Source organism: Mesorhizobium sp. M4A.F.Ca.ET.020.02.1.1 (assembly GCF_004022645.1).
Classification (GTDB): domain Bacteria; phylum Pseudomonadota; class Alphaproteobacteria; order Rhizobiales; family Rhizobiaceae; genus Mesorhizobium.
Genome location: NZ_RZOI01000449.1, coordinates 1 through 5,127, shown reverse-complemented (window position 1 = coordinate 5,127; position 5,127 = coordinate 1). Strand labels below are relative to the sequence as shown.

At 63.8% G+C, this 5,127-nt stretch carries 8 protein-coding genes and 1 pseudogene; 5 read left to right on the top strand and 4 right to left on the bottom strand.

Annotated elements, in window-relative coordinates; all coding sequences use genetic code 11:
- Positions 1 to 511: sensor histidine kinase (locus tag EN742_RS23770; protein ID WP_148670215.1), on the top strand; the 511-nt coding region annotated here is incomplete at its 5' end.
- Between the two features lie 54 nt (positions 512 to 565).
- On the opposite strand, the pseudogene EN742_RS23765 reads toward EN742_RS23770, so the two are convergent.
- Together EN742_RS23765 and EN742_RS23760 are read right to left on the bottom strand one after the other, a co-directional pair.
- Positions 566 to 1,029, bottom strand: a pseudogene (locus EN742_RS23765) (hypothetical protein).
- Between the two features lie 10 nt (positions 1,030 to 1,039).
- Entirely contained in the window at positions 1,040 to 1,366 is a 327-nt protein-coding gene (locus EN742_RS23760; protein WP_126058000.1) for a DUF883 family protein, read from the bottom strand.
- Positions 1,367 to 1,602: 236 nt separating this feature from the next.
- Between EN742_RS23760 and EN742_RS23755 the strand changes: the two genes are divergently transcribed.
- Positions 1,603 to 1,974, top strand: a complete 372-nt coding sequence (locus EN742_RS23755; protein ID WP_126059340.1) for a response regulator — start codon at positions 1,603 to 1,605, stop codon at positions 1,972 to 1,974.
- A gap of 34 nt (positions 1,975 to 2,008) precedes the next feature.
- Here EN742_RS23755 and EN742_RS23750 read toward each other — a convergent pair whose 3' ends face one another.
- Entirely contained in the window at positions 2,009 to 2,560 is a 552-nt protein-coding gene (locus EN742_RS23750; RefSeq protein ID WP_126057999.1) for an RNA polymerase sigma factor, read from the bottom strand.
- Between the two features lie 3 nt (positions 2,561 to 2,563).
- Positions 2,564 to 2,767, bottom strand: coding sequence for a NepR family anti-sigma factor (locus EN742_RS23745; RefSeq protein ID WP_126059339.1), 204 nt, complete (start codon positions 2,765 to 2,767; stop codon positions 2,564 to 2,566).
- Between the two features lie 215 nt (positions 2,768 to 2,982).
- On the opposite strand from EN742_RS23745, the gene EN742_RS23740 reads away from it, so the two are divergent.
- The 3 genes from EN742_RS23740 to EN742_RS23730 all read left to right on the top strand — a co-directional run.
- Positions 2,983 to 3,777 (top strand): response regulator, encoded by a 795-nt coding sequence (locus EN742_RS23740; protein ID WP_128333350.1) that lies wholly within the window; start codon positions 2,983 to 2,985, stop codon positions 3,775 to 3,777.
- Between the two features lie 193 nt (positions 3,778 to 3,970).
- Positions 3,971 to 4,135, top strand: a complete 165-nt coding sequence (locus EN742_RS23735; protein ID WP_036240811.1) for a DUF1328 domain-containing protein — start codon at positions 3,971 to 3,973, stop codon at positions 4,133 to 4,135.
- A gap of 165 nt (positions 4,136 to 4,300) precedes the next feature.
- Positions 4,301 to 5,127, top strand: an 827-nt coding sequence (locus EN742_RS23730; protein ID WP_148670214.1) for a sensor histidine kinase, incomplete at its 3' end; no start/stop codon positions are given.

The following is a 5,127-nucleotide window of genomic DNA, read 5'->3' as shown; positions in this document are numbered from 1 at the left end:
CGCCCGCCGGCCGAGCGAGTTCTTGGAAGCCTTCGGCGCAAGGCTGCAGGCGCTGGGCGCCGCCCACAACCTCCTGTCCGATCGCGAATGGCGCGGCATCGGCATCAACGAGCTGGTGCAGGTCGAGGTCAAGCCGTTCGATAGCGCCGAGCAGCCGCGCATGACGATCACTGGCGACGACTTGCTGCTCACCCCCGACCAGGCGGTCGGGCTCGGACTGATCCTGCATGAACTGGCAAGCAACGCCCTGCAGCACGGATCGCTGTCGGTAGCGTCCGGCAGGGTCGAACTCGGCTGGAAGACGCACGGCAGAAAGGGCACTCGTCGCCTGGTGCTGACCTGGCGCGAAACCGGCGGCCCTCAGGTGGAGCCGCCGGATCGTCACGGCTTCGGCTCGATCCTGATCCGCCGCGGCCTGACCAAGGTCATCTCCAGCGCAGTGAAGCACGAATTCCGCCCGGACGGCGTCTTTGCCGAAATATCGATGCCGTTGGAGGATCTGCCCAAATAGCTATGGAACTTGAGCAATTCCAGGACAAGTGCGAACCGGTTACCTGGAATCGTTCTAGCCTGTCTCGTTGTCCGGATCCTTGCCGTGGTCCGGCTTCGCATTCTCCCGGTAGATCGCATAGGCAACCAACGCCAGCGCCGGACCAAGAACGGCGCCGAGCCCGCCCTTCCCCTTGAGCAGAACTGGTAGCGCGGCGAGCGCGGCGGTGATGCCAAGCGCCTTCATATCGGCGAGGCGCCGGCGTGCCCGGCGCCGCGCCCGCAGGCCCGCCGACAACTGGTAGACAACAAGGATAAGTCCGGCGATCAAGAGGAAGCCGATGCCGAAGCCCAGCGAGGCCGCCATCGGGCCATAGCGTCCGGCGGCCCGATATAGGCCGCGCCGATGAGGAAGCCGAGGCCGGTGAGTGCCGCGAGCGCCGCAACGCCGTAGACGATCGCCATCGTCCGCGCGCGGCCGAGCGCCGCGACGGCCTCGCCGGAGGCGACAGCCGAAATCAGCGATGCCAGCATTCCCATCTGTGCGGAACTAGCGCCGCGCCAGAAGCGCGAACAGAAAGCCGACACCTGCCGCGATCGCCAGCGAGGTCACCGGCTTTTCGCGCACATTGGCGGCGATCTGCGCCTCGATGTCCCTGGCATTGCCGCGCAATCCTTCGAAGGCAGCTTCGCCTTGGGCGCGCAATTGCTCGACGCCTTCGCTGGCGGCCCGCCGCGCCGTTCCATAGCCGTGCTCGCCGGTCTTCGCCAACTGCTTGGTCAGTTTTTCGATGTCGGCTTTCAGTTGCCTGATGTCGGCTTCGAGGTCTGGACTCGTCCGGCCGTCATTCGCGGCTCTTCCTGCGGCGCTCGCCATGGCTTAACTCCTTGCGTTTGCTTGCTTTCAACGCCCGACACACGGCAAGGTTCCGAGCCAGTAAATGGAATTGGCGGAACCCTTCGGCGAGGCCGTGCCGGATCCGGACCGCTCGCTCCTGTCTCATCAAAAATTCGTCGGCGCTCCGACATAACTTTTTAAATGACAGCGCGCCCGATAGCGCTCATGACTGCCTCTTCTGGGAGGCATATCTGAGGAGATTTTGCTAGGTGCCATTGCTTGACGGATTGCGGATTCTCGTCCTGGAAGACGAATTCCTCATCGCCGCGGATGTCGAACAGCTGTGCCGCGACTATGGCGCCGGCGACGTGGTCGTTGCGGGCGACCTCACCGAGATCGAGCCGGAGCATGTGGCCGCCCGATTCGACGCCGCCATCGTCGACCTGATGCTGAGCGGCGCCTCTACCCTCGACTTCGCCTCGCGGCTGCGCGAATCCGGCCTGCCCTTCATCTTCGCCTCCGGCTATTCCGACCTGGACGAATTGAAGACGTCCTTTCCGGAGATCAGGCTGGTCAGCAAACCCTTCTCCGGGGAGGATCTTGTCGAGGCGGTGGCGGCGGCCTGCGGCCGCGGACCGCTGGCATGAGTGCTGAAAGCCGGCTTCGAGGTCGCCCGGACCCTTAGGCGGCGTTCGACCCTGTCACTTGCGCCGATATCGCATCCGGACCGTACTCGTCTTCGCCGGATATCTTCAGGATTTCCTGCAGCCTGGCACGTGCACGGCTGACACGGCTCTTGATCGTTCCGACGGCGCAGCCGCAGATTTCCGCCGCTTCCTCGTAGGAAAAGCCCGATGCACCGATCAGGATGATGGCTTCGCGCTGATCCTCCGGCAACTGTTCGAGCGCGCCTCGAAAATCCTTCAGATCGAGCTGGCCGTGCTGGGCCGGATGAACGGCGAGCCTCGCCGTCATGATGCCGTCGCTGTCCTGCACTTCGCGGCCGCGCTTGCGCATCTGCGAATAGAACTCGTTGCGCAGGATTGTGAACAGCCAGGCCTTGAGATTGGTGCCCGGCTGGAAGCTTTCATGCTTGTCCCAGGCCTTGACCAGCGTTTCCTGCACCAGATCGTCGGCCTTGTCGGCGTTTTGCGTCAGCGATACCGCAAAGGCGCGCAGGCTCGGGATCGAGCCGAGCAGGTCGGTCTTGAAGCTCTGCGAGACGGCCGCCATGCTTCAATCCTTTTTCCGTGCGGGGTCTGCCTGCTCCAATTGACTGAGCAATTGGGAGAAGCGGTCCGGCACCTGATCGGAGACCAGCTCGTCGTAATATTGCTTGAGTTTGCGGCCGATTTCCGAGTTTGGCCCGAGCGGGTCGCCGGAAATAGCCCGGCGCCTGCCTGCGGCGCCAGCCGAAGTGTCTTTCGTCATATCCTTCATTTCGCCCTTTATTTCCAGCACCCTGGCCGCCCCTAACACACAACGCAAAGCGGCACCCTCGTCTGGTTGCCCGTCCCGACCTCAAACGTCGTCCCCTTATATTAGTTCCACACCATAGGAACTTTTTCGGAAAGCCGGCGTTTCATTTTTTCGGGGCTTGCCATCGGCTTGACCGGCAACCTATGCAACTGCGTCATCTGAGGGAGACGTCAATCATGAGCCTTTCCGCCACCATCGCGCCGCATCTGCCGTTCCTGCGCCGCTTCTCGCGCGCCGTCTCCGGATCGCAGGAGAGCGGCGACGCGCTGGTCGCCGCGATGCTTGAGGCCATCATCTCCGATGTCGACATCTTTCCCCAGGCGTCGAACGACCGCATCGCGCTCTACAAGGTCTTCGCCAGGCTTTTCACGTCGGTCGCCATCCGTGTTCCGCAGGAACACGCACAGTCGGCATGGGAACAGCGGGCGGCCGCAAATCTCAACGCGATTGCCCCTCGGCCCCGGCAGGCCTTCCTGCTGGTCGCCGTCGAAGGCTTCAGCGAGGACGAGGCGGCCGAGATCCTGGATGCCGACGAGCAGGAATTCTCCGATCTGCTTGCCCAGGCGAGCAACGAGATTTCCCGCCAGGTGGCGACCGACGTGCTGATCATCGAGGACGAGCCGCTGATCGCCATGGACATCGAGGAAATGGTCGAGAGCCTTGGCCATCGCGTCGTCGGCACCGCGCGCACCCATGCCGAGGCGGTGGCGATTTTCGGCAAGACCAGGCCGAAGATGGTGCTGGCCGACATCCAGCTTGCCGACGGCAGCTCGGGCATCGAGGCCGTCAACGAGATCCCGTCCTCCACGCCGGTGCCGGTGATCTTCATCACCGCCTTTCCCGAGCGCCTGCTGACCGGTGAGCGGCCGGAACCGGCCTTCCTGGTGACCAAGCCGTTCAACCCGGACATGGTGAAGGCGCTGATCAGCCAGGCGCTGTTCTTCGATCGGCAGGCCAAGGCTGCGGCGTAGTACGAGGTGCCGCGCGCCCCGCCGCCGTCCGCCATCCCGCATGAAATAGAGCTTTTCGGCGCGTCTCGGACGGGCGTCGCGGCGAGACTTTGGAATTCGCATCCCACCCCTTCCAGGGATCGTCTTTTTCGGTAAATGGTGGAACAAACGCTACCCACCCACGTTTTACCGCAGCATAGGAAGGAGACGGATCATGCTTTACTGGGCGCTCGTTTTTCTCGTCGTGGCGATCATCGCCGGTGCGCTTGGTTTCGGCGGCATCGCCGGCACCTCGGCCGGCATCGCGCAGATACTCTTCTTCATCTTCCTCGCCTTCCTGATCATCTCGCTCATTGCCGGCCTGTTCAAACGGGCGTGAGGGCGAGCCTCCGAACACTGGAAGCCGCACCCCTCAAACGGTTTCCAGCCCCCGCCGGGCGGTATCCTCCAACGAGATGCCGCTCGGCGGACCGTATCTGGATCCTCATTTCAGGAACCCATTTTGCAATAGGCCGTTCAGCCTGAGTTCGGTGGCAAGCGATCGATGCGTTCCAAGGCCGCAAACATGAGCAACAGCGGGCAGGGCGAAGAGGTCATCGCCCTGCATCCGGCCGAAAGCGGAATGCAGCTTGGCCGGGCTCTTCTCCACGCGCTGCACAACGCCGGCATCTCGGTGCTCTACCAGGACCGCGAGATGAAGACGATCTGGGCGCGCAACATGCGCGCGCCATGGGCCTCGGACACGCCAGACAGCAACGGCATCCTGCCGCCGGCGCAGGCCGAGCGTATCGGCGCCGCCAAGCGCAGCGTCATAGCCTCCGGCAACCCTGAACGGCTCGAGCTCGGCGTGCCCGCCGAAGACGGCGTCCGCTGGTTCCAGGTCTGGATCGACGCCGATCACAGCGACGGCGGCGAGGTGCAGGGCGTCGTCACCACCATGGTCGAGACCACCGAGCAGAAGCGCCGCGAGCAAACGCTCAAGACGCTGCTGCGCGAGGTCAGCCACCGCTCGAAGAACCTGCTCGCCATCATCCAGAGCATCGCCAGCCAGACCAGTCGCTATTCCGGAACGTCGGGTGATTTCCTAACGCGCTTCCGCGGCCGGCTGCAGTCGTTGGCCGCCTCGCAGGATTTGGTGACATCCTCCAACTGGCGGGGTGCGGAGCTTCACGAGCTCGTTTCCGGCCAGGTCGGCCGCTATGCCGCCGACCCCAGACGCTGCGTGCGCTTCGAGGGCGCAAACCCCTACCTCAATCCCAACGCCGCCTTGCATGTCGGTCTCGCCATGCATGAGCTCGCCGTCAATTCGGTTAGCTACGGCGCCCTGTCGCGGCCGAACGGCCATGTCAAGGTGACGGCCAGACTGACGAC